This is a genomic window from Microbaculum marinum, assembly GCF_037855135.1.
Classification (GTDB): Bacteria; Pseudomonadota; Alphaproteobacteria; order Rhizobiales; family Tepidamorphaceae; genus Microbaculum; species Microbaculum marinum.
Genome location: NZ_JAZHOF010000002.1, coordinates 377,712 through 399,720 on the forward strand (window position 1 = coordinate 377,712; position 22,009 = coordinate 399,720).

The window sequence follows — 22,009 nt, forward strand, 5'->3', positions numbered from 1 at the left end:
CCGACCGTCGGCCCTGCCCCGGGGGCCGGGTCAACCCGCAATCTTCAGGGTCGGGATCACGCGACGCGGCCCGATAGCTCCGCATAGATAGACAATGTCGCCGCCGTCATTGCCTCCAGCGAAAAGGCCGATGCCACATGGGCCCGCGCCCGGGCGGCCATCCTCGAGCGTTCTGCATCGTCCAGCGCCAGCGCGTCCATCAGCGCGTCGGCCAGCGCGGTCGCGTCTCCCGCCGGCACGCGCCAGCCGGTGCGCTCGGACGCAGCCACGTCCGGCGGCGCGAGCACCGTCTCGGGCACGGCGCCAAGGTCGCTGACGACCACCGGCACGCCGACCGCCTGAGCCTCCGCCGCGCTGCGGCCGAAGGCTTCCGGCTCGGTCGAGGGAACCGCCACCACGTCGGCGGCGCGGTTTGCCGCCGGCATGTCCTCGCAATGGCCGACCAGCCGCACGCGCTGCTGCAGGCCATGCTTCGCGATCCGTTCATGGAGCCCCGCGACATAATCCGTGCGTCCCTGCGGATCGCCGGCAAGAATGAAATCCACGTCGTCCAGGCCGGCTGCGGCCAACCGGGCCGCCGCATCGATCAACACCTCCTGTCCCTTCCAGGCGGTCAGGCGTGCGGCCAGCAGGACGATGCGGCGTCCCCGCGGAACGCCCCAGCTGGCCCGGAGGCGGTCGACGCGGTCCGAGGCTATGGCTGGCGGCGCAAACCTGGCCAGGTCGGTGCCGCGATAGATGACGCGCACCTTGCCCTTTGCGACCGGATGCCGCTCCTCGATCAATCCGGCGGTGAACCTGGAATTGGCGATGACGACATCGCCGCGCGCCATCACCGAGTTGTACCAGTTCTTCACGCCGCCCCCGGACTTGTAGGCACCATGATAGGTGGTGACGAAGGGCAGCCCGAGGCGGCGGGCGGAGATCAGCGCGCTCCAGGCGGGCGCCCGGCTGCGCGCGTGGATCAGCGAAACGCCTTCCCGTTCTGCAATTCGCCTCAGTTTTTCTGCATTCCACAGGATCCGCGCTGGGTTCTTCGTGGCGGCGGGAAAGTCGATCCATTCCGCTCCGGCAGCTTCCAGCTCCGGCACCAGCCGGCCACCGCTGCTCGCCACCAGGGCACGGCCGCCGGCCTTCACCAAGGCGGCGGCGACGTCGACGGCGGTGCGTTCCGCTCCCCCGGCATCGAGCGACGGCACGACCTGCAGCACGGTGACGCCGGCGAGATCGGGCGGGCGGGTCATCAGGGGTTTTTCGGAACGGCCGTCCATGCGATTAGGGGTACCCCATTGCGACCCGGGAGACGAGAGTGGACGAGGCGGCACGCAGCGACATCGAGATCGGCGAAGGCGCGGAGGCTCGGTCGATCGCCGTCCTGCGGCGCACAGGCAAGGCGCCCGACATCGTCTGGCTCGGCGGCTATCGCTCCGACATGGCCGGTACCAAGGCGGAGGCGCTCGACCGCTGGGCGGCCGGGGAAGGGCGTGGCGCGGTCCGCTTCGACTATTCCGGCCACGGCCAGTCGGGCGGGGACTTCTTCGACGGCTCGATCAGTCGCTGGCTGGCGGAATCCTCCACCGTCATCGACGCCTATACCGAGGCGCCGCCGATCCTCGTCGGTTCGTCGATGGGCGGGTTCCTGTCGCTGCTGCTGGCGCTGGGCCGGTTCGCCGCCGGCAAGCCGCTCGGCGGCCTCGTTCTGCTTGCGCCCGCCGTCGACATGACCGAGCGCCTGATGTGGGCCGAATTTCCGGAGACGGTACGCGCCGAGATCATGGAGAAGGGCGTCTTCGTCGAACCCTCGCAGTACGACCCGGCCGGCAACCCGATCACCCGCAAGCTGATCGAGGACGGCCGCCACTACCTCGTCATGGACCGCGCCACGCTGCAGGTCGGCTGCCCTGTCCACATCCTGCACGGCCGGGACGATCCCGACGTGCCGCTGTCGCTGTCGCTCGAACTCGTTTCGCGGCTCGCCCACGACGACGTGACCCTGTCGATCGTCCACGACGGCGACCACCGGCTGTCGCGGCCGGAGGACATCGAACTGCTGATCCGGATCGTCGCCGACATGGCGGAGACGGTCGAGAGGTAGGCGGCCGTTGTAGACGCGTCCGTCGTTGCCGGATACCTTGCCGCGAATCGGAACAAAACGTGTATGAACGGTTCTGCGACCAGTCCCGAACTCGACCGCCTGATCCAGCTGCTCGCCCGTCTGCCCGGCCTCGGGCCACGCTCGGCGCGCCGCGCGGTGCTGCACCTCATCCAGAAGCGCGAGCAGCTTCTGCTGCCGCTTGCCGATGCGCTTGCGGCCGCGGCCGAGCGCATCACCATCTGTTCGACCTGCGGCAACGTCGATACCGTCGACCCGTGCGCGATCTGCTCGGATCCACGCCGCGACAAGGCGACGATCTGCGTCGTCGAACAGGTGAGCGACCTGTGGGCGCTCGAACGCGCCCAGGCGACGAAGGGCCACTACCACGTGCTCGGCGGCACCCTGTCGCCGCTCGACGGGATCGGCCCGGACGATCTGAGGATCGCCGACCTGATCGGGCGGGCCGGGAATCCTGCCGTGAGCGAGATCATCCTGGCCGTCAACGCCACCGTCGAGGGTCAGACCACCGCGCACTACATCACCGATCTTCTGCATGAGACCGGGGTGAGGGTGACGCGCCTTGCCCACGGCGTGCCGGTCGGCGGCGAACTCGACTATCTCGACGACGGCACGCTGGCTGCTGCGATGCGCTCGCGCACACCGTTTTGAAGCATGCCTCGCTACCGCCTGCTGATCGAGTATGACGGCGCGCCCTTCGTCGGCTGGCAGCGCCAGGCGAACGGCCGCGCCGTCCAGCAGGCGATCGAGGAGGCGGTGCTGGCGTTCTGCGGCGAGCCGGTCAGGGTGAACGGGGCCGGGCGTACCGATACCGGTGTCCACGCACTCGGGCAGGTCGCCCATATCGACCTCGAACGAGAATGGCCGAACGACACCGTGCGCGACGCGGTCAATGCCCACCTGCGGCCGGAGCCCGTGGCGATCCTGGCGACCGAACGGGTCGATGACGGGTTCGACGCCCGCTTCTCGGCGAACCGCCGCCACTATCGGTATGAGATCGTCAACCGCCGCGCGCCGCTGGCGATCGAGCAGGGCCGCGCCTGGCACGTGATGAGGCGCATCGACGCCGACGCCATGCACGAGGCGGCGCAGGCCCTCGTCGGCAAGCACGACTTCACCACGTTTCGCTCGTCCGAGTGCCAGGCGGCATCACCGGTAAAGACCCTCGATCGGCTGGACGTGATGCGCCATGGAGAGCGCATCGTGGTCGAAGCCTCGGCCCGATCGTTCCTGCACAACCAGGTGCGTTCCATGGTCGGCTCGCTGAAGCTGGCCGGCGAGGGCAAATGGACGCGCGACGACATGGCGGCCGCGCTTGGCGCGCGCGACCGGGCCGCCTGCGGTCCCGTCGCGCCTCCGGACGGACTCTATCTCGTTAAGGTCGACTATCCTCAGGAAAGCTAGACGCCCGCCAGCCGCGTCAGCGCCTCTCCAAGCACCAGCGACAGCAGGAATTCCAGCGCCACAAGCCCGGCAGCGAGACCGAAGCCGCAGTCGAGCGCCGCCTTTGCGGTGATGAAGCGGAAACGCACGGCCAGCACCAGTGCCAGGAACAGCAGCAGCGACGCGGCGAACTGCGGGATGATCCCGAAGGCGTAGAGGATGGCGGGCAGCGCGACGATCACCGAGACGATCGGTCCCCCCCAGTTGAAGGCGACGATCAGCCGGACATAACGGCCGGCAAACCCCAGCGGCCTGGCGAGCAGGAAGGCGACGATCGGAAAGGCGACCCAGTCGAGCACCAGCGCCACGAGTCGGGTCAGCGCGAAGGTAAGCTCCGCGAAGGTGGCGTCCAGCGGCAGCTCGGCGATGATCATCCGGCGCTCGGCGCCGACGTAGAGCACGTAGATCGGCAGCACCAGGATCACAGCCGCGAACGAGCGCCAGAATCCGTCGAAGCTCGTGTCGAACTTCCGGATGGCGTCGCGCTTGCCGAGGAAAAGCTGCCAGGCCGCCGACAGTCCGCGCTGAACGTCGTCGGCGTCGAGCATCCCGGTCAGCCGCCGAACCTGTCGAAGTACCGGTCGAGAAAGCGACGGTAGATCGCCGTGAGGGCGCCGAGATCGGCCACGGCGACGTGCTCGTCGACCTGATGCATGGTCTGGCCGACGAGGCCGAACTCGATCACCGGGCAGTAGTCCTTGATGTAGCGTGCATCCGATGTGCCGCCGGTCGTCGACAGGGCGGGCCGGCGACCAGTCTCTTCCTCGATCGTTTGCGAGAGCAGCTCGGCGATGTCGCCGGCCTCGGTGCGGAATGCCTCCGCGGCATTCGGCACGTAGTCGACCTGTCCCGCCAGCCCGCTGCCGGCGAGCGCCTCTTCGACCCGCCGGTCGATCCGTGCGCGCAGGCTTTCGGCCGTGTGCAGGTCGTTGAAACGGACGTTGAACCGGGCCGACGCCTTGGCCGGGATCACGTTGAACGCCGGATTGCCGACATCGACGCTGGTGACTTCCAGGGTCGAGGCGTCGAAAACGTCGGTGCCGGTGTCGAGCGGCTCGGCGAACAGGCTCTCGAGAACCTTCGCCATGCCCCGCACCGGGTTGTTGGCCAGATGAGGGTAGGCGGAATGGCCCTGCTTTCCGGTGATCGTGATGGTCCCGGAAAGAGAGCCGCGCCGGCCGATCTTGATCATGTCGCCGAGCGTGTCCGGATTTGTCGGCTCGCCGACCAGTGCATGGTCGAACGTCTCGCCGCGCTGCTTCGCCCAGGCGAGCAGCTTCCGGGTGCCGTTGATGGAGACACCCTCCTCGTCGCCGGTGATCAGCAGGGAGATCGTACCGGCCGGGGTGCCGTTTGCCTTCAGGTAGTCGAGAGCAGCGGCCGCGAAACAGGCGACGGCCCCCTTCATGTCGACGGCGCCGCGTCCATACAGGGTGCCGTCTTCAACCTCGGCTGCAAAGGGCGGATGGCGCCAGCGCGACTCCTCGCCCGGCGGTACCACGTCGGTGTGACCGGCAAATGTCAGGTGCGGCGGACCGGCACCGATCCGGGCGTACAGGTTCTGCACGTCCTCGGTTCCATCCTCGGAAAACCGCACGACCTCCGCCTCGAAGCCCGCGCCGGCGAGCAGGTCGGCAAGATATTGCAACGCGCCGCCCTCTTCCGGCGTGACGCTTCGGCAGCGGATCAGAGCCTGGGCGATGGCAAGCGGGTCGGCGATGCTGGAGATCTCGACGGTGTCGGTGTCTGAAGGCATTCGGCGGGTCTAGCGCGGTATTCGCGTGAGCGTCAATCGAAGCTTTGAGCCGCGCCGCTGGACATGAAGACGGAACCGTCGCACTTCGTCCGCTGGCTTTGCGGGGGTACGCCTGCCCCGGATTCCGGGGGAATTATCGAGTATATCGGCTGACGGCAGTGGCTCCCGACGGGCTGCGCCCCTGTCCCTCGCCGCGGTCTGACCTTAGGCTAACCGTCCTGATTCGCGCGAGGCCAGAGATGCCGCCCAACAACACGTCCGCGACACAGACGGCCGGATCGCCGCCGCCCGGAAGCGGCGCGCACAAGCCGCTCGGGGAAAGGCTGGCCGCCGCGTTTGCGGTATTCTTCCAGCGCCGTGTCCTCATCATCCTGTTCCTCGGCTTCTCCTCCGGCCTGCCGCTTGCGCTGTCGGGGTCGACGCTGGCGATCCGGATGACCGACGTCGGGGTCGATCTCGGCACGATCGGCCTGTTCTCGCTGGCAGGCCTCCCCTACACGATCAAGTTCCTTTGGGCGCCGCTGGTCGACGCGATCCGCATCCCGGTGCTTTCCAGGCTGCTCGGCCGGCGGCGCGGCTGGCTGATCTTCTCCCAGATCCTGCTGATGGCGGCGATCGTCTACCTCGGCTTCACAGATCCGGTCGCCGCGCCGTGGTTCGTCGCGCTGGGCGCCCTGCTGGTCGCCGCAGCTTCCGCCACCCAGGACATCGTCATCGACGCGTTCCGCGTGGAGAGCCTGAAGACCGAAGAGCAGGCCGCGGGCATGGCCTGGTTCGTATCGGCCTACCGGGTCGGCATGCTGGTTTCGACGGCGGGCTGCGTCGCCATGGTCGCCTGGCTCGAGGCGAGCGGCGTCGACACCACGGCGGGGTGGTCCTGGGCCTATGCGGCTATGGCATGCCTCGTGCTGATCGGCGCGGCGGCCGCGCTGTTCGGCCTGGAGCCGACGGAGCCGGAGGGGACAGCAACCGACGAGAACCCGATCACCCGCGTCGGCCGCACGGCCGTCGACGCATTTTCCGAGTTCCTGATGCGCAAGGACGCGATCGTCATCCTCGCCTTCGTGGTTCTCTACAAGTTCTGCGATGCCTTTGCCGGCGTGATGACCGGCCCCTTCGTCATCACCATAGGCTTCGACAAGGCTGCCTATGCCGGCATCGTGAAGGGGGTCGGCCTGTTTGCCGTGCTGGCCGGTGGCTTTGCCGGCGGGCTCATGCTGAAGGCCGTGCCGATGGTGACGATGCTGTGGATCGCCGGTTTCCTGCAGATGGCCTCGAACCTGGTCTTCTCATGGCAGGCGATCGTCGGCGTCAACAATGCCGCGCTGGCCGTGACGATCGCGGTGGAGAACTTCACCGGCGGCATCGGCACGGTGATCTTCGTTGCCTACATCTCGGGACTCTGCAACGACGCACGGCACACTGCGACGCAGTTCGCGCTGCTGACGGCACTCGCCGCGGTCGGCCGCACGGTGCTGTCGGCGCAGGCCGGCTATGCGGCGGAAGCGGTCGGCTGGGTGACGTTCTTCGGCATTACCGCGCTGGCCGGCATTCCGGGCCTGCTGCTGCTGTGGTGGCTGCAGATGCGCGGGCATTTTGCGGAGCGGCGGGAACGCTGACGCACGTCTGCGCCGCGGCGTCTTGCGGCAGAGGCCCGTGCGCTGGTCAGCCGAAAATATCGAAGGCCGCCGGGTACTGGACCTTGGGACGGCTGTCCGGCTCGACGCGGCGCGCCAGCTCCAGCGCCATGAAGGCCGGACCCGACCACTGCGCGCAGTACTGCCGGGCGACGCGCCCATCGAAGCCGAAGCGCTGGTAGAAGGGCGGATCGCCGAGCACGAAGACGAGGTTCTCGTCGGCCTCTTCCAGCCTGCGGATTCCTTCGCGAACCAGCGCCGTGGCAATACCGCGCCGCCGGTAGGTCCTGGCAACCGCCACGGGCGCGAGCGCCGTCGCCTTCAGGGCGCGGCCCTGAATCGCAAGGCGCGAAAAGCCAGCATATCCGACGATCTTGCCGTTCAACTCGGCGACCAGCGACAGGACGAGATCGCCGTCTGCGCGGAGCCTGTCGACCAGCCGGGCCTCGAGGCCGCTATCGAAGGCGCAGGTAACGAGATTGTGGATGGTGGCAGTATCGGCGCCGGTTTCTTCACGAACCTCGAGGCCATCCAGTTCGGGTGCAACGCGCATATTTGTAGTCGGCAAGCTCCTGTTATCGGAGCACTATACCAGCTTCCAGGCGCGCCCCGCGTGCGAATTGCGCATAGCTCATCTGCTGGCGCCCGGTCCGTTGGACGTCGACCAGGCGGACTACGCCGGCACCACAGGCAACGTTTCCTTCGGAATCCAGGAGGGTTCCGGGCGCAGCGCCGGTCTCCCCCGCCATTCGCTGCGCGCGCAGCACCTTGATGCGCTCGCCGCCCATCTCGAACCAGGCGCCGGGGAAGGGCGAGAGGCCGCGGATGTGATCGTGCACCCGGCTGGCCGGCTGCGACCAGTCTATCCGGGTTTCCGCCTTCTCGATCTTGCGGGCGTAGGTCATGCCCGCATCGGGCTGGGGCCGGCAGTCCAGGCTGCCGCGCGACAGCGCGGCCAGCGCGCGGATCATCAGGCCGCCGCCGAGCACCGCCAGCCGGTCGTGCAATTCGCCTGCGGTCGTTTCCGGCCCGATCGCGACCCGCTCCTCCATGCAGACGGGGCCCGTATCGAGCCCTTCCTCCATGCGCATGACGGCGACCCCCGTCTCGGCGTCGCCTTCCATGATGGCGCGCTGGATCGGGGCTGCGCCGCGCCAGCGCGGCAGCAGCGAGGCATGCAGGTTCAGGCAGCCATCCCTCGGGGCGTCGAGCACAGGCTTCGGCAGGATCAGTCCGTAGGCGACCACCACCGCGACATCCGCGCCGTGGCCGGCAAACAGGGCCTGCTCGCCTTCGACCTTCAGGGATTTCGGCGTCAGGACAGGCAGGCCGAACTGCTCTGCTGCGACCTGAACCGGGCTTTTTCGCTCCGACATGCCGCGACCGGCCGGGCGCGGCGGCTGCGAATACACTGCGGCGACCTCATGGCCGGCTCCGACGATCTCGGTGAGCGTCGGCACCGAAAAGTCGGGCGTGCCCATGAAGACGACGCGCAGGCTCATCGGCGTCTCCGGGGGACCGGGGAGGTGCAACGGTCGGTGAGGATGCCTGTCACACCCGCAGTCATTCGGCTGCGTCGGCTTCCTCGGCACCCTCCGACCGGCGACGCTTGAACTCGGGCAGTTCGCCGCGCTTGGCCGCCTTGGCGAACTTCTTGACCACGCGGTCGCGCCGAAGTCTCGAGATGTGGTCGATGAACAGGACGCCGTTCAGGTGGTCGATCTCGTGCTGCACGCAGACCGCAAGCAGGCCCTCGCACGCGAGTTCCTGTTCCTTGCCGTCCCGGTCGAGAAAGCGCACCTTGCACGCAGCCGGCCGTTCGACTTCCTCGTAGTAGTCGGGGATCGACAGGCAACCCTCCTCGTAGATCGAGGTTTCCGGGGACTGCCAGACGATTTCGGGGTTGACCAGGAAGAGGGGCTTCTTGGCGTCCTCGTCCCTGGAAACGTCTATCACGACGAGGCGCTTGGGGACGCCGATCTGGATCGCCGCCAGACCTATGCCCGGCGCGTCGTACATCGTCTCCAGCATGTCGTCCATCAGCGCCCGCACAGCGTCGTCGACCGCCTCGACGGGCTCGCACTGGGTGCGCAGGACGGGATCGGGCAATAGCACGATGTCTCGGATTGTCATGGCGACCAGATAGGAGATCGGCCGATTGCGGTCAACTCATCTGCGGCATGCGTCAGCCGTGGTCGGAGTGCGTATCGTTGGCATCGCTGTCGTCGTCACCGGTGCCCGACTGCTTGTGGTTCGAGGCAGCGCCAATCGCCACGCCGATGCCGGCACCGATGGCAATCCCGATTGCGAGATTGTCCAGTGCGGTACCCAGTCCCGCCCCGAGTGCGATGCCCATGGCGATCCAGAGTCCTGTATTCATCATCATAGGATTGGTCGCCCGCTTTGGGTTTACAAGGTTCTCAGGGGCGATGTTCGCGCTTTGGTCTCGCATTGGGAGCCGAATCGACTAGATTGATCCTCGGAATTCCAGGCCGCGGATCGACATATGAACCAAATACTCATCGAGATCGGGGGACGGGGGGTCACCGTCGGCGAAGGCGCATTCGCCGCGGCGGTGCTCGGCTTCGCTATCCTGATAGCGATCCTGTTCGCCGTCCTGCGGTCCGGACGGCCGAATGCCGCCGACGAGGCACGCCGTCACGAAGCCGAGTTGCGGCTGGCCGAGATGAGCCGTGCGCAAGCGGAAATGACCGGGCGCATGCAGACCATGGCCGAGGTATTCAGTACCCGCCACGCCGATCTCGCCCGCGCGCTGGGCGAGCGCCTCGACAACCTCGGTCACCGGGTCGGCCAGTCGATGGAAACGCAGACGCGGGCGACCCATGACAGCCTGTCGAAGCTGAACGAGCGGCTTGCGGTGATCGACACGGCTCAGAAGAACATTACCGATCTGTCCCGGGAGGTTGTGGGTTTGCATCACATCCTCGCCAACAAGCAGTCCCGCGGCGCCTTTGGTCAGGGACGCATGGAGGCGATCGTGCAGGACGGCCTGCCGACCGGCGCCTACGAGTTCCAGGCGACGCTGTCGAACGGCCGGCGGCCGGACTGCGTGGTGCGCTTTCCAAACACCGATGCCGTGCTCGTCATCGACGCGAAGTTCCCGCTGGAGGCCTTTGGGGCGTTCCGCGATGCCGCCGACGAAGAGGCCCGCAAGCAGGCGGCGCAGCGGCTGAGAACCGACGTCCAGAAGCACGTCACCGATATTGGCGAACGCTACTTCATCCCGGGCGAGACGCAGGATCTCGCCATCATGTTCGTCCCGTCCGAATCGATCTACGCCGATCTTCACGAGCATTTCGAGGACGCCGTCCAGAAGGCGCACCGGGCCCGCATCATCGTCGTCGGGCCGTCCATGCTGATGCTGTCGATCCAGGTGATGCAGTCGATCCTGCGCGACGCGCGGATGCGCGAGCAGGCGCATCTGATCCACAAGGAGGTCACCTACCTGTCGGACGACGTGCGACGTCTGCAGGAACGCGTGCTCAAGCTGCAAGGCCATTTCGGCCAGGCGAACAAGGACATCGAGCAGATCCTGACGTCCTCGGAGAAGATCCTCAAGCGCGGCGACAAGATCGAGCAGCTCGACCTGGTGGACGAGACGGGATCCGGAGAGAAGGCCGGAAGCCCGCCCGCGCAGCCGCGGCTGCTGGCCGGAGAATAGCCGGTCGCCCGCCGGGACTGTCGGCCTTATTCCGGTATCTCGTTGGCGCGTTCGCCATAGGCGTTCGGTCCCGGATTGCCGGCGACCAGTCCCGCCAACACCATCCAGACCGCTCCGGCAAGGGGGATGAAGGCAAGCAGGCACCAGTACCAGGGCAGCCCCCGGTCGTGCTGCCGCTTGACCAGCAATGCCATCTCGCACCAAAGCGAGGGGATCGCCAGCAGGATCACCCCGCCGGGCATCCCCTCGTCGCTATAGGGGTCGATCATCATGCCGACGAGGACGAAAAGCACGCTCCACAGCAGCCCGATGCCCAGCCAGTAGACCTCTCTGTTGATCCGACCTGCGAAGCCGAAATAGAGCCAGAGGAACGACGCGCTCGAACCCTTCGGCGGCGGAAGCTGGGGAGTGGACATGAATCGGGCGGCCGCTGGGACAGTGTACCGGGGGTTGGGGACCCCCGGCATATATTATCCCGGTGCGGATGGGCAATGGCGGCGTCCGGCGCAGCCGGCCGCGGCCTCCTGGAAGCCGGTTACCTCGGCGGCCGGTTCCTGCTACTGCCCGGTCAGCGGATCGGGGCCGTAACGGTTCGGCCCGTCGGTTCCCCGCAGGAAGCCGAGAACGACGATGTACCAGATGATGCCGACGACCGGGATCAGGATGATCAGAGTCCACCACCCCGACTTGTCACGATCGTGCCAGCGCTTGGTGGCGACGGCGAGAGAGGGATAGATCAGGATCAGGGAAACGATGCCGCCGACCACGCTCATCGTCGTCTGCCCGCCGATCCCGTAGGCAATGCCGGAAATCACCCAGTGTATGACGCCCAGGATCAGGCCGCCGATCCAGAACGGCATCCGGCTGATGCGGCCCTCGAAACTCCAGAAAAGATTGTGCCAGTCCATGTCACCCCCCCAATGCTGCGTTTTGCGGAAGGATGACGCTACGGGACGTGCCTTAAGTTTCCGTTGTCAGTCGCGCAGCAACTCGTTGATCGACGTCTTCGAGCGCGTCCGCTCGTCCACCCGTTTCACGATGACCGCACAGTAGAGGCTTGGGTTAGGCGCGTTGGCGGCGGCCGGCTTTGCGGGGGGAAGGGTGCCTGACACGACGACGGAATAGGGCGGCACCTCGCCGTACATGATCTCGCCGCTCGCCCGGTCGACGATCTTGGTCGAGGCGCCGAGATAGACACCCATCGACAGCACCGATCCCTCGCGGACCACGACTCCTTCCGCCACTTCGGCCCGCGCTCCGATGAAGCAGTTGTCCTCGATGATCACCGGCCCGGCCTGCAAAGGCTCCAGCACGCCGCCGATGCCGGCGCCGCCGGATATGTGGCAGTTCCGGCCGATCTGTGCGCAGGACCCGACCGTCGCCCAGGTATCGACCATGGTGCCCTCGTCGATATAGGCACCCAGGTTGACGAAGGATGGCATCAGCACCACTCCCTTCGCGATGAAGGCGGACCGGCGGACGATGCAGTTCGGCACCGCGCGGAATCCGGCGGCCCCGAATTCCTCGGCGCCCCACCCCTCGAACTTCGACGGTACCTTGTCCCACCACGTCGCGGTCCCGGGCCCCCCCGGTATCGCCGTCATGTCGTTGAGGCGGAAGGACAGAAGCACGGCCTTCTTCAGCCACTGGTTCACCACCCACGCGTCGCTTCGCTTCTCGGCGACCCGCATCTTGCCCGAATCGAGGAGATCGAGCGCAGTCTCGACGGCCTCGCGGACCTCGCCGCCGGTCCCCGGACCGACGTCGTCGCGGGCATCGAAGGCGGCTTCGACGACGGATTCGATCTGCGCGATGTCCACGATGCGGTTCCTCCCGAGAATTTCTGGCGCTGGACTGATGACCGGCGGACTACCGCCCGCACCGGGACCTGTCAATCGGTCGGCGAAGGCGTGCTGCCGAGGTCTTCCGAAACGCTGACCAGGAAGTCGGCGAGGTCGTCCGTGACGTGGTCGATACTGGCCGCGTCGCCGATCTCGATTTCCCACTGCTGCCGATAGGCGACTGTCTCTTGCGGGGTGTCGGGCGGGGCCACCACCAGGACGGTCCGCATGCCCAGTTCGTGAGGTACGTCGAGGTTGCGCGGCAGGTCCTCGAACATCGCCGAACGCGTGGGATCGACATCGTAGCGGGCAAGGAACCGGTCGTAGGGCGGACGCGCCGGCTTCGGCTCGAACTCGGCGGCGATGATGTCGAACAGGTCTTCGAAATGATCTTCGATGCCGAGCCGTGCGACGATCGATTCCGCGTGCCTTCGCGATCCGTTGGTCAGAACGAACTTTCGCCCCGGCAGCAGGCTGAGCGCTGCTCCGAGCGCCGGATCGGGCTCGATCGGCGAATGGTCGATGTCGTGGACGAACGCGAGGAAATCGTGCGGGTCGACGCCGTGCTCGCTCATCAGCCCGCGCAACGTCGTGCCGTACTGCCGGTAATAGCCCTTCTGGAGGCGCTTGGCCTCCTGAAGATCGACGTCCAGCAGCCGTGAGATGAAGGCGCCCATCTTCTGGTCGACCTGCGCGAACAGGTTCGATCGTGGCGGATAGAGGGTATTGTCGAGGTCGAATATCCAGGTCTCGACCTTGCTGAACGCTCCGGCCACAGCCGCGCCGTCGTCGGGTGCCGAACTCACGGCGTGATCAGCGTCCCGGCGCCGTGCTCGGTGAACAACTCGAGCAGCACCGCGTGCGGCACCCTGCCGTTGAGGATGACGACGCCCTCGACGCCCTTCTCGACGGCTTCGATGCAGGTCTCCACCTTCGGGATCATGCCGCCGGAGATGGTGCCGTCGCTGATCAGCCTGCGTGCCTCGTCGACGGTGAGTTCCTTGATGAGCTCCTTGTCGGCACCGAGCACGCCGTCAACGTCGGTGAGGAACAGCAGCCGCTTTGCGCCGAGCGCGCCGGCGACCGCGCCTGCGAACGAGTCGGCGTTGACGTTGTAGGTTTCCCCGTCCGCCCCCGGCGACACCGGGGCGATCACCGGGATCAGGTCTTCCTTGGAGACCATCCTCAGGACGGCCGGATTGACCTTGTCGGGTTCGCCGACGAAGCCGAGATCGACCACCTTCTCGATGTTGGAGTCGGGATCGACGACCGTCCGGGTGACCTTGCGCACGGTCATCAGGTTGCCGTCCTTGCCGCACAAGCCGATCGCCTTGCCGCCCTCCCGGTTGATCGACTGGACGATTTCCTTGTTGATGCGCCCCGCCAGCACCATCTCGACGACCTCGACCATCGCCTTGTCGGTGATGCGCAAGCCTTCGCGGAACTCGGACTTGATTCCGAGCTTGTCGAGCATCGCGCCGATCTGCGGGCCGCCCCCATGGACGACGATCGGGTGGATGCCCGACGTCTTGAGCAGCGTGATGTCCTTTGCGAAGGCGCGGGCGAGATCGGGATCGCCCATGGCGTGGCCGCCATACTTCACCACGACGGTCTCCTCATCGTAGCGCAGCATGTAGGGCAGGGCCTCGGACAGGATACGGGCCTGATCCTGCGGCGGCGTCTGGGTCGGCGGGGCGATCGTGTCGGGCATGGGCTGCGTGCGGCTCTTTGAATCTCGTGGGGCAGGGTCATACCCGACAGCGGCGGGCGGCTCAATGATCGCCGTGGTTGACCCTAGCCGGAGAGTACGAAGATCTCGGCGCGAAGTTCCGCGATCCCAGTGCCTTTCTCGCTCGACGTGGCCAGGACGAATGGATACGCCGCCGGCCGCTTGGCCAGCTTCGCCAGCACCTTGGCAGTAACCTCGTCCAGCGCCGCCGCGCCAATCTTGTCTGCCTTTGTCAGCACCACCTGGTAGGAGACGGCGGCGCCGTCAAGAAGGTCCATGATCGGCTCGTCGACCGCCTTGATGCCGTGGCGGGCGTCGATCAGCAGGAAGACCCGGCGCAGGTTCGGCCGACCCTGCAGGTACTGCTTGACCAGCCTCGTCCACGCCTGGACCTTGCCCTTCGGCGCAGATGCATACCCATAGCCCGGCATGTCGATCAGTCGCAGGTCCGCGTCCTCGCATTCGAAGACGTTGATCTCCTGGGTGCGACCCGGCGTGTTGGACGTGCGGGCAAGGCCGTTCTGGCCGGTGAGTGCGTTGAGCAGGCTCGACTTGCCGACGTTCGAGCGGCCGGCGAAGGCCACTTCGGCCCTGTCAGCAGGCGGCAGGGCGTCCAGCTTGACGACGCCGAGCCGGAATACCCACTGCCGTGCAAACAGCAGTCGCCCGGCTTCGAGAGCCTCGGCATTCTGGCCCAGCGGGTCGGGGCTCTCGGGATCGGTCATCTGCGCCGCCGAGCGCGGGCGAGGAGGTCACTCACCCGCTTCCGAACCGGCCGGCTTTGTCGGCTTCGACGATTTGCGCTTGCGCTTGCGCGCCGGCTCTGGGGCCGGCTTGTCCTCGTCGTCCTCCACTTTTGGCGCCGGCTTGTTCTTGGTCTGGCCGGCCTTGGCGTTCGCCGCCTCGCGTTCGGCGATTTCCTGACGCTTCTTCTTGCTGAACGTCGCGGCCATGTTGCCGAAAATGTCCGGCTTGACGCCCTGCCGGCGCATGATCGTGTACTGCTGCAGCACCGACAGGGTGTTGTTCCACGACCAGTAGATCACGAGACCGGCCGGGAACGAGGCCAGCATGAACGTGAAGACCACGGGCATCCAGTTGAAGATCATCGCCTGGGTGGGATCGGGCGGCGGCGGGTTGAGCCGCATCTGGATCCACATGGTGATGCCCATGATCAGCGGCCATGCGCCGAGCATGAGGAACTGCGGCGGATCCCACGGTATCACACCGAACAGGTTGAAGATCGTGGTCGGATCGGGGGCGGAGAGATCCTGGATCCATCCGAAGAACGGCGCGTGCCGCATCTCGATTGTGACGAACAGGACCTTGTAGAGCGCGAAGAAGACGGGAATCTGCAGCACGATTGGCAGACAGCCGGACAGCGGGTTGATCTTCTCCTTCTTGTAGAGCTCCATCATCGCCTGCTGCTGCTTCAGCTTGTCGTCCTTGTACTTCTCGCGCAACTCCATCATCTGCGGCTGCACGAGCTTCATGCGGCTCATCGAGACGTAGGACTTGTTGGCGAGCGGGAAGAACGCGATCTTGATCAGCACGGTGACGATCAGGATGGCCACGCCGAAATTGCCCACCAGCCTGTAGAAGTAGTCGATGGCGAAGAACAGCGGCTTGGTCAGAAAATAAAACCAGCCCCAGTCGATCAGCAGTTCGAACTTCTTGATCCCGTATTGGGTCTCGTAGCCGTCGATGAGGCCGACTTCCTTTGCCCCCGCGAATATGCGGCTGGTCGCCTCGGCGGTGCTCCCCGGCGCAATTGTGACAGCGTCGCGCAGGAAGTCGGCCTGGTAGGTCGGCTTACCGTTGGCGACACCGGAAATGAAACGGCCCTCGTAGGGGGTCTCCTGATCGGGGACCAGGACGGCTGCCCAGTACTTGTCGGTGATGCCAAGCCAGCCGCCGGTGACGGGAAAGGTTTGCGGCCCGTCGTCGGCCAGGTCGTCATAATCGATCTCGACCAGGCCTTCGTCGCCGAGCACGCCGATCAGGCCCTCATGCAGAATGAAGAAGCCGGCGGTGCTGGGCTCGCCGTGGCGTGACACGAGGCCGTAAGGATAGAGCGTAGCGCTGGCGTCGCCGGCGTTCTCCACGGCGTCGGCAACCGTGAACATATAGTTCTCGTCGACGGCGATCGTGCGCTTGAACGTGAGCCCCTGACCGTTGTCCCAGGTCAGCGTCACTGGCGTCTCGGGGGTCAGCTTGGCGCCGTCGGGCGCCGACCAGACCGTCTGCGCACCGGGTACGGAGATATCAGTCCCGTCGGGCACCCAGCCCAGTTCGACGTAGTAGGGATCGGCGCTGCCCGAGGGGGACAGCAGGACGATGTTCGGGCTCGTCGGCTCGACGGTGACACGGTAGTCCTTGAGAACGACGTCGTCGATGCGGCCGCCCTTCAGATTGATCGAACCGCGGACGGAGGGCGTCTCCAGCGGAACTCGGGGGCTGGCGGCGAGTGCTGCTTCACGCGTTTCCGCGGGGGCAGCCGAACCGGGCTGGGACGGGGCCGTCCCGATCGTGCCGGGAACCTGGACATCCGCTCCGGGCGCGGTGGAGCCGGGCGACGGTGCGGTTCCGCTCCCGGTCTGCGGTGCCTGCGACTGTTCGATCAGCTCCTGCCGGGCCTTCTCCTTTTCCATCTGTGGAATGGCGTAGAAGTACTGCCAGGCGACAAGGATGACCAGCGACAGCGCTATCGCCAGAATGTAGTTCCGGTTGTCACCACCGAACATCGGTCTAGTGCCCTTTCAGAGCCCGCTCGGGCGCCGTTTCGTGAATGCGCCGGAACGCCTGCTCCAGGTCCGAGACGATCGTGGCAAACGACGTCGTCAGGGCCGCGCGGCGGCCGATCACCACGTAGTCGTAGCCGGCCCGTACGAGCGGCGCGGCACGCAGTCGTACCGCCTCCCGCAGGCGTCGTCGTACCCTGTTGCGCTCGACCGCGTTGCCGACCTTGCGGCTGACGGTGAAGCCGACGCGGGCCCTGCCGGCCAGCCCGCAATCCGGAAGGTCGTCGTGCCGAACCACGTCGTTGCGCTGGCGGCCCTGAAGCACCAGCGAACGTTTGGCCAGCTTTCGGCCGTGGCGCGCCGCGGCAAGAAAGTCGGCCCGCCGCCGCAATCTTTCGATCTTCACTTTGTCGGGCACGGCGCCGTCACCTGGGAGGGTGCCCGCTCGATCCGATTCCGACCCGGAGCGATCGGCAAGGACATCCGCGCCGGCGCTCATAGGCTTGTCCGCGCCGATGCCGTTCAGGCCGACAGGCGCTTGCGCCCGCGTGCCCGACGCCGGGAGATGACACTGCGCCCGCCCTTCGTGGCCATGCGCGCGCGAAAGCCGTGGCGCCGCTTGCGCACCAGCTTGGAGGGTTGATACGTCCGTTTCACTGCCGCACTCCGATGTTCCGGCTGAAATTGGAATGTGTCGCCGCTCTGCTGGGTCGTGTTCCGAACACGAGACTGAGACCTTGCCGGCCGGTATCGGCGTAACCGCTTGGCAACAAACCTGTCGGTGAAAACCCATACCATCCCGGCGCGCGAGCGCGACGCCAAGTCGTGCGGGCTTATACGGGACACGGCCGGATCAAGTCAACGCGCGGCCGCCTGTCGCAGCCCGGTTACCTGGCGTCGCGGCCTGCGGCCCGCGGTCACGCTCGCTGCCGTGCCATCACTTCCCGGTGAAAACCCGAGCAAATGGCTGGCCATTTCCCTAACTTGGCCGCTACTGGGGTCGCGGCAAGCGAAACCGCTCAGGTATGGCCATGTACCAAATCAGCGTGAAAGTCTGGAGCCCCGGCAGCCGCTCGGCCCGACTTGGATGTGAATGACAACCTTGCAGCGTCCCGAAACGAGTGTGACCGAGGACGATCGGCCTGCGGATCCCGCGCGGAGCAGAGGGACGCTGCGCCGATGGGCGCCGCTTGCAATAATCCTCGTCCTGACGGCGGTGGCCTTCGGGACGGGCTGGCACCGCTCCCTGACGCTTGACTCCCTGGTCGCTCATGAAAGGGCGCTTCGCGCTTTCATCGACTCCAATCTGTTCGGTGCGTTGGCGATCTATGCGCTGGTCTATGTCTTAGTCGTGGCGCTTTCCCTGCCCGGAGGGCTCATTCTGACCCTGGCCGGCGGCTATCTGTTTGGCTGGTTCCTCGGCGGTGGTCTCACCGTCCTGGCCGCAACGGCGGGAGCGATCCTCATCTTCCTGGTCGCCCGCTCGTCGCTCGGCGAATCGCTGGCCGAACGCGCCGGACCGCGGCTGGCGGCCCTTCGGGAGGGGTTCGCGGCAAATGCCCTGAACTATCTTCTGTTCCTGCGGCTGGTTCCGATCTTCCCCTTCTGGCTGGTCAATATCGCGCCGGCGCTGCTCGGCGTGTCGTTGAAGACCTATGTCGTCGGCACATTCATCGGCATCGTGCCGGGAACGTTCGCCTTCGCGTTCGTCGGTGCCGGCCTCGACGGCGTCGTTGACGCACAACGTGCAAGTTTCGAGACCTGCATGGCGGATGCATCGGCAAGAGGTCTCGATCCAGCCAGCGCGTGTGACCTGGGCCTCGATGTCGCGGCACTCGTCACGCCGGGCCTCCTCGCCGCGTTGGCCGCGCTGGGTGTCCTTGCGTTGATTCCGATAGCGGCTAAGAAAGTGCTGAGGCGCCGTTCCGCGCGTTAGGCCGGAACGAGGCGGAATTTGTGCAAGGCGGTTTCATGGCGGACGTTCTCAGACCGGATATTTGCGTGATCGGGGCAGGCTCCGGCGGCCTGTCGGTGGCCGCCGCAGCGGCCGCCTTCGGCGTGTCCGTGGTGCTGGTGGAGAAGGGCAGGATGGGCGGCGACTGCCTCAACACCGGCTGTGTCCCCTCGAAGGCCCTGATCGCGTCCGCCAGACGTGCCCAGCAGATGCGCGAGGCGGACGCCTTCGGCGTCGCCGCCGTCGATCCGCAGGTCAACTTCCGCAGGATCCACGACCACGTCCGCGACGTGATAGCAGGCATTGCCCCGACGGACTCCGTCGAGCGCTTCCGCGCGCTCGGCGTCACCGTGATCGAGGCGCAAGCCCGTTTCGAGGACTCCAAGACGGTGCTGGCCGGGGAGACCCGGATCAAGGCGCGCCGCTTCGTGATCGCGACCGGATCGCGGCCCGCAGTACCGCCGATCCCCGGTCTGGACACGGTCAGGTTCCACACCAACGAGACGATCTTCGAGATCACCCGCAAGCCCGCCCATCTGATCGTGATCGGCGGCGGACCGGTCGGCCTGGAGCTCGCCCAGGCCTTCCGCCGTCTCGGCAGCCAGGTCACGGTCCTCGAGGCGGCACGGGCGCTGGGCCGCGAGGATCCGGAGCTTGCGGCCGTGGTGCTCGACCGGCTGGCGCGGGACGGCGTCACCCTGCGCTCGGGGGCGAGGATCGCCCGGGTCGCCAAGCGCCGCTCCGGCGTGCGGGTGGTACTGGACGGCGAGGACGGGGAGGAAACCGTCGACGGATCCGCCCTTCTGATCGCAACCGGCCGCGCCCCCGTTACCGACGGGCTCGACCTGGACAAGGCCGAGGTCAAGGTCGACGCGAAGGGCATCCGGGTGGACCGGACGCTCAGGTCGTCCAACCGCAGGGTCTATGCGGTCGGCGACGTCGCGGGCGGCCCGCAGTTCACCCACGTCGCGAACTATCATGCCGGCACCGTCATCCGGAGCATCCTGTTCCGGCTCGGCGCCAAAGTGTCCTACGACCACATTCCGCGCGTCACCTACACCGATCCGGAATTCGCCCAGGTCGGCGTGACCGAGGCCGAGGTGCGGGAGCGCTATGGGCACTTTCGGATTCTGCGCTGGCCTTATGCGGAGAACGATCGTGCCCGTGCCGAGCGGGAGACGGACGGCTTCATCAAGGTGATCACGACGACGCGCGGCAGAATTCTTGGCGTCGGCATCGCCGGGGCCGGCGCCGGCGAGATCGTGCAGATGTGGGGGCTTGCGATCCTGAAGGGCCTCGACATCAAGGCGATGACCGGGTTCGTGTCCCCCTACCCGACGCTGAGCGAGGTCGGCAAGCGCGCCGCCATCCAGTTCTACAGGCCGAGTTTGACGAGCCCCTGGGTGAGGCGCATCATTGCCTTCATGCGGCTGTTCGGCTGAAAGCAGCGGTCGGCGCGCGATCACGAGACAACGAGCCAGAACAGGTGACCGGCAGGACAACGACCACGGACACGGACACCCGCCCGCCCGGCAGAGTGCGTGGCATCGGCCTGTCGGGAAAACTCCTGATACTTACCGTCCTCTTCGTGATGGTCAGCGAAATTCTGATCTACGTACCGTCGATCGCCAATTTTCGCCGTTCCTGGCTCGATGATCGGCTGAACTCCGCCCAGACAGCAGCGCTCGTGCTCGAGGCGGCTCCGGACAACATGGTGCCAAAGGCCCTGGAGGAGGAACTGCTCGAACAGGTCGGCGCCTACACGGTGGCCCACAAGCGGGGTTCGACCCGTCGACTGCTGGCGATTTCCGACATGCCGCCCGATGTCGAGAAGACCTTCGACCTGCGCGAGATGAGCATCCCCGGCGAGATCCTGGAATCCTTCAGGACCCTCGCCGCGGTGAACGGCCGCACGGTCCGGGTGATCGGCGATGCGCCGACCGGTGGCGAATTCATCGAGATCGTCATGGACGAGAGGCCGCTGCGGCGCGCGATGATCGACTATTCGGTCAATATCCTGACGCTGTCGATCTTCATCTCGATCATCACTGCGGCACTCGTCTACCTGGCCCTGAACTGGCTGCTGGTGCGGCCGATGCGCCGGCTGACGGCCAACATGGTCGCCTTCACCGAGAATCCGGAAGATCCTTCCCGCGTGATCGAGGCGTCCGGCCGGACCGACGAGATCGGCGTTGCCGAGGGCGAACTCGCCCATCTCCAGCGCGAGCTGATCGGTACGCTGAACCAGAAGAACCGGCTGGCTGCCCTGGGCTTGGCGGTCTCGAAGATCAACCACGACCTGCGCAACATGCTCGCCTCCGCCCAGCTGGTCGTCGACCGCGTCGGCGCCGTCGAGGACCCGCTGGTGCAGCGGCTTGCGCCGAAACTGATCCGCACCCTCGACCGGGCCGTCGAGTTCTGCACCAACACGCTCAAGTACGGCAGCGCCCAGGAATCGCCGCCGGAGCGCCGGCGGCTGAAACTGCGCGCTCTGGTGGAGGAGGTCGGCGATACCCTGGAACTGATGTCGAGCTCGAGCCTGCGCTTCCTCAATGCCGTAGGCGATGACCTCGAGGTCGACGCGGATCCCGATCAGCTCTTCCGCGTTCTGGTCAACCTGGTCCGCAATGCCATGCAGGCGATCGAGGGCCGCGGCGACGCCGACCCCGAACACGACATGATCCGCGTGTCGGCCCGGCGCGACGGTTCGGTCGTGACGATCGAGGTCGCCGATACCGGCCCCGGTGTCAGCGACAAGGCGCGCAGCCGGCTGTTCGAGGCCTTCCAGGGCTCGACGCGTCCCGGCGGTGTCGGGCTGGGCCTGGCAATCGCCGCCGAACTGGTGCGGGCGCACGGCGGCACGATCCGGCTCGCCGAGGGGACGCTCGGCGCGACATTCTCGATCGAGGTTCCCGACCGTGTCGTGCGCATCCGCGCGCCGCAGGACGGCCGCCGCAGCGCCGGCTGATCGGCCGCGTCAGAGCGAGCGTCCCGACCGGGCCGGACGCGACCCTCATCCCGCAATCCCGCGTCTTGCATTCCCCCCGAGTTGGGACTAGGTATGCCCCGCGCTTCGCCCTCACCCTGCGGCGAAGCATTGCGCATCCGAGATG

At 66.6% G+C, this 22,009-nt stretch carries 24 protein-coding genes; 8 read left to right on the forward strand and 16 right to left on the reverse strand.

Annotation, left to right across the window (positions count from 1 at the left end):
* Positions 1 to 56: 56 nt before the first annotated feature.
* Positions 57 to 1,244: a glycosyltransferase family 4 protein gene (locus tag V3328_RS05340; protein ID WP_340328581.1), complete on the reverse strand. Its 1,188-nt coding sequence runs from the start codon at positions 1,242 to 1,244 to the stop codon at positions 57 to 59.
* A gap of 65 nt (positions 1,245 to 1,309) precedes the next feature.
* Between V3328_RS05340 and V3328_RS05345 the strand changes: the two genes are divergently transcribed.
* The 3 genes from V3328_RS05345 (at position 1,310) to truA (ending at position 3,517) form a co-directional block, all read left to right on the forward strand.
* Complete coding sequence (locus tag V3328_RS05345) at positions 1,310 to 2,095, forward strand: alpha/beta hydrolase (protein ID WP_340328582.1); 786 nt, start codon at positions 1,310 to 1,312, stop codon at positions 2,093 to 2,095.
* Between the two features lie 63 nt (positions 2,096 to 2,158).
* Positions 2,159 to 2,764 (forward strand): recombination mediator RecR, encoded by a 606-nt coding sequence (recR, locus tag V3328_RS05350; protein WP_340328583.1) that lies wholly within the window; start codon positions 2,159 to 2,161, stop codon positions 2,762 to 2,764.
* A gap of 3 nt (positions 2,765 to 2,767) precedes the next feature.
* Complete coding sequence (gene truA, locus V3328_RS05355; protein ID WP_340328584.1) at positions 2,768 to 3,517, forward strand: tRNA pseudouridine(38-40) synthase TruA; 750 nt, start codon at positions 2,768 to 2,770, stop codon at positions 3,515 to 3,517.
* Here the strand turns inward: truA and V3328_RS05360 are convergent.
* Together V3328_RS05360 and dapE are read right to left on the reverse strand one after the other, a co-directional pair.
* On the reverse strand, positions 3,514 to 4,104 hold the full coding sequence (locus V3328_RS05360) for a hypothetical protein (protein WP_340328585.1): 591 nt from the start codon (positions 4,102 to 4,104) through the stop codon (positions 3,514 to 3,516). The genes truA and V3328_RS05360 overlap by 4 nt on opposite strands.
* Positions 4,105 to 4,109: 5 nt before the next feature.
* Positions 4,110 to 5,312, reverse strand: a complete 1,203-nt coding sequence (gene dapE, locus V3328_RS05365) for a succinyl-diaminopimelate desuccinylase (protein ID WP_340328586.1) — start codon at positions 5,310 to 5,312, stop codon at positions 4,110 to 4,112.
* Positions 5,313 to 5,551: 239 nt separating this feature from the next.
* Here dapE and V3328_RS05370 point away from each other — a divergent pair, with 239 nt between their 5' ends.
* Positions 5,552 to 6,931, forward strand: coding sequence for an AmpG family muropeptide MFS transporter (locus V3328_RS05370; protein WP_340328587.1), 1,380 nt, complete (start codon positions 5,552 to 5,554; stop codon positions 6,929 to 6,931).
* A 46-nt stretch (positions 6,932 to 6,977) separates the two neighbouring features.
* On the opposite strand, the gene V3328_RS05375 is transcribed toward V3328_RS05370, so the two are convergent.
* From V3328_RS05375 to V3328_RS05390, 4 genes are all read right to left on the reverse strand, one after another.
* Entirely contained in the window at positions 6,978 to 7,502 is a 525-nt protein-coding gene (locus V3328_RS05375) for a GNAT family N-acetyltransferase (protein ID WP_340328588.1), read from the reverse strand.
* Positions 7,503 to 7,524: 22 nt separating this feature from the next.
* Entirely contained in the window at positions 7,525 to 8,451 is a 927-nt protein-coding gene (gene fmt / locus V3328_RS05380) for a methionyl-tRNA formyltransferase (protein ID WP_340328589.1), read from the reverse strand.
* Between the two features lie 61 nt (positions 8,452 to 8,512).
* Positions 8,513 to 9,082, reverse strand: coding sequence for a peptide deformylase (locus V3328_RS05385; protein WP_340328590.1), 570 nt, complete (start codon positions 9,080 to 9,082; stop codon positions 8,513 to 8,515).
* Positions 9,083 to 9,134: 52 nt separating this feature from the next.
* Complete coding sequence (locus V3328_RS05390) at positions 9,135 to 9,335, reverse strand: glycine zipper domain-containing protein (protein WP_340328591.1); 201 nt, start codon at positions 9,333 to 9,335, stop codon at positions 9,135 to 9,137.
* Positions 9,336 to 9,455: 120 nt separating this feature from the next.
* On the opposite strand from V3328_RS05390, the gene V3328_RS05395 reads away from it, so the two are divergent.
* Positions 9,456 to 10,631 (forward strand): DNA recombination protein RmuC, encoded by a 1,176-nt coding sequence (locus V3328_RS05395; protein WP_340328592.1) that lies wholly within the window; start codon positions 9,456 to 9,458, stop codon positions 10,629 to 10,631.
* 26 nt (positions 10,632 to 10,657) lie between these two features.
* Here the strand turns inward: V3328_RS05395 and V3328_RS05400 are convergent, their stop codons facing one another.
* From V3328_RS05400 to rpmH, 9 genes are all read right to left on the reverse strand, one after another.
* Positions 10,658 to 11,047, reverse strand: coding sequence for a DUF805 domain-containing protein (locus tag V3328_RS05400; RefSeq protein ID WP_340328593.1), 390 nt, complete (start codon positions 11,045 to 11,047; stop codon positions 10,658 to 10,660).
* 141 nt (positions 11,048 to 11,188) lie between these two features.
* The gene (locus V3328_RS05405) at positions 11,189 to 11,539 is read right to left on the reverse strand and encodes a DUF805 domain-containing protein (protein ID WP_340328594.1); all 351 of its coding nucleotides are present in this window, start codon (positions 11,537 to 11,539) and stop codon (positions 11,189 to 11,191) included.
* A 66-nt stretch (positions 11,540 to 11,605) separates the two neighbouring features.
* A complete protein-coding gene (gene dapD / locus V3328_RS05410; RefSeq protein ID WP_340328595.1) occupies positions 11,606 to 12,451 on the reverse strand; it encodes a 2,3,4,5-tetrahydropyridine-2,6-dicarboxylate N-succinyltransferase in 846 nt (281 codons plus the stop codon).
* Between the two features lie 71 nt (positions 12,452 to 12,522).
* Positions 12,523 to 13,278 (reverse strand): pyrimidine 5'-nucleotidase, encoded by a 756-nt coding sequence (locus tag V3328_RS05415; RefSeq protein ID WP_340328596.1) that lies wholly within the window; start codon positions 13,276 to 13,278, stop codon positions 12,523 to 12,525.
* Positions 13,275 to 14,183 carry an acetylglutamate kinase gene (argB, locus tag V3328_RS05420; protein WP_340328597.1) on the reverse strand — a complete coding sequence of 303 codons (909 nt, stop codon included), beginning with the start codon at positions 14,181 to 14,183 and terminating at the stop codon, positions 13,275 to 13,277. Before argB ends, V3328_RS05415 begins: the two co-directional genes overlap by 4 nt.
* Before the next feature lie 83 nt (positions 14,184 to 14,266).
* On the reverse strand, positions 14,267 to 14,926 hold the full coding sequence (gene yihA / locus V3328_RS05425; protein ID WP_340328598.1) for a ribosome biogenesis GTP-binding protein YihA/YsxC: 660 nt from the start codon (positions 14,924 to 14,926) through the stop codon (positions 14,267 to 14,269).
* Between the two features lie 27 nt (positions 14,927 to 14,953).
* Complete coding sequence (gene yidC, locus V3328_RS05430) at positions 14,954 to 16,945, reverse strand: membrane protein insertase YidC (RefSeq protein ID WP_340328599.1); 1,992 nt, start codon at positions 16,943 to 16,945, stop codon at positions 14,954 to 14,956.
* A 4-nt stretch (positions 16,946 to 16,949) separates the two neighbouring features.
* Entirely contained in the window at positions 16,950 to 17,360 is a 411-nt protein-coding gene (gene rnpA / locus V3328_RS05435) for a ribonuclease P protein component (protein WP_340328600.1), read from the reverse strand.
* Between the two features lie 104 nt (positions 17,361 to 17,464).
* On the reverse strand, positions 17,465 to 17,599 hold the full coding sequence (gene rpmH / locus V3328_RS05440) for a 50S ribosomal protein L34 (protein ID WP_340328601.1): 135 nt from the start codon (positions 17,597 to 17,599) through the stop codon (positions 17,465 to 17,467).
* Positions 17,600 to 18,065: 466 nt separating this feature from the next.
* Here rpmH and V3328_RS05445 point away from each other — a divergent pair, with 466 nt between their 5' ends.
* The 3 genes from V3328_RS05445 to V3328_RS05455 all read left to right on the forward strand — a co-directional run bounded on the left by V3328_RS05445 (position 18,066) and on the right by V3328_RS05455 (position 21,864).
* Entirely contained in the window at positions 18,066 to 18,878 is an 813-nt protein-coding gene (locus tag V3328_RS05445; RefSeq protein WP_340328602.1) for a TVP38/TMEM64 family protein, read from the forward strand.
* 35 nt (positions 18,879 to 18,913) lie between these two features.
* Complete coding sequence (locus tag V3328_RS05450; RefSeq protein WP_378758996.1) at positions 18,914 to 20,338, forward strand: dihydrolipoyl dehydrogenase family protein; 1,425 nt, start codon at positions 18,914 to 18,916, stop codon at positions 20,336 to 20,338.
* Between the two features lie 149 nt (positions 20,339 to 20,487).
* Positions 20,488 to 21,864, forward strand: coding sequence for a sensor histidine kinase (locus V3328_RS05455; RefSeq protein WP_378759005.1), 1,377 nt, complete (start codon positions 20,488 to 20,490; stop codon positions 21,862 to 21,864).
* Positions 21,865 to 22,009: the final 145 nt, after the last annotated feature.

What these genes read in the sequence shown, in the direction of transcription:
- V3328_RS05340 (WP_340328581.1), bottom strand. Translation starts at nt 1,244, where the DNA reads ATGACCCGCCCGCCCGATCTCGCCGGCGTCACCGTGCTGCAGGTCGTG.
- recR (WP_340328583.1), top strand. Translation starts at nt 2,159, where the DNA reads ATGAACGGTTCTGCGACCAGTCCCGAACTCGACCGCCTGATCCAGCTG.
- truA (WP_340328584.1), top strand. Translation starts at nt 2,768, where the DNA reads ATGCCTCGCTACCGCCTGCTGATCGAGTATGACGGCGCGCCCTTCGTC.
- V3328_RS05360 (WP_340328585.1), bottom strand. Translation starts at nt 4,104, where the DNA reads ATGCTCGACGCCGACGACGTTCAGCGCGGACTGTCGGCGGCCTGGCAG.
- dapE (WP_340328586.1), bottom strand. Translation starts at nt 5,312, where the DNA reads ATGCCTTCAGACACCGACACCGTCGAGATCTCCAGCATCGCCGACCCG.
- V3328_RS05370 (WP_340328587.1), top strand. Translation starts at nt 5,552, where the DNA reads ATGCCGCCCAACAACACGTCCGCGACACAGACGGCCGGATCGCCGCCG.
- V3328_RS05375 (WP_340328588.1), bottom strand. Translation starts at nt 7,502, where the DNA reads ATGCGCGTTGCACCCGAACTGGATGGCCTCGAGGTTCGTGAAGAAACC.
- fmt (WP_340328589.1), bottom strand. Translation starts at nt 8,451, where the DNA reads ATGAGCCTGCGCGTCGTCTTCATGGGCACGCCCGACTTTTCGGTGCCG.
- V3328_RS05385 (WP_340328590.1), bottom strand. Translation starts at nt 9,082, where the DNA reads ATGACAATCCGAGACATCGTGCTATTGCCCGATCCCGTCCTGCGCACC.
- V3328_RS05390 (WP_340328591.1), bottom strand. Translation starts at nt 9,335, where the DNA reads ATGATGATGAATACAGGACTCTGGATCGCCATGGGCATCGCACTCGGG.
- V3328_RS05395 (WP_340328592.1), top strand. Translation starts at nt 9,456, where the DNA reads ATGAACCAAATACTCATCGAGATCGGGGGACGGGGGGTCACCGTCGGC.
- V3328_RS05400 (WP_340328593.1), bottom strand. Translation starts at nt 11,047, where the DNA reads ATGTCCACTCCCCAGCTTCCGCCGCCGAAGGGTTCGAGCGCGTCGTTC.
- V3328_RS05405 (WP_340328594.1), bottom strand. Translation starts at nt 11,539, where the DNA reads ATGGACTGGCACAATCTTTTCTGGAGTTTCGAGGGCCGCATCAGCCGG.
- argB (WP_340328597.1), bottom strand. Translation starts at nt 14,183, where the DNA reads ATGCCCGACACGATCGCCCCGCCGACCCAGACGCCGCCGCAGGATCAG.
- yihA (WP_340328598.1), bottom strand. Translation starts at nt 14,926, where the DNA reads ATGACCGATCCCGAGAGCCCCGACCCGCTGGGCCAGAATGCCGAGGCT.
- yidC (WP_340328599.1), bottom strand. Translation starts at nt 16,945, where the DNA reads ATGTTCGGTGGTGACAACCGGAACTACATTCTGGCGATAGCGCTGTCG.
- V3328_RS05450 (WP_378758996.1), top strand. Translation starts at nt 18,914, where the DNA reads ATGGCGGACGTTCTCAGACCGGATATTTGCGTGATCGGGGCAGGCTCC.
- V3328_RS05455 (WP_378759005.1), top strand. Translation starts at nt 20,488, where the DNA reads ATGGTCAGCGAAATTCTGATCTACGTACCGTCGATCGCCAATTTTCGC.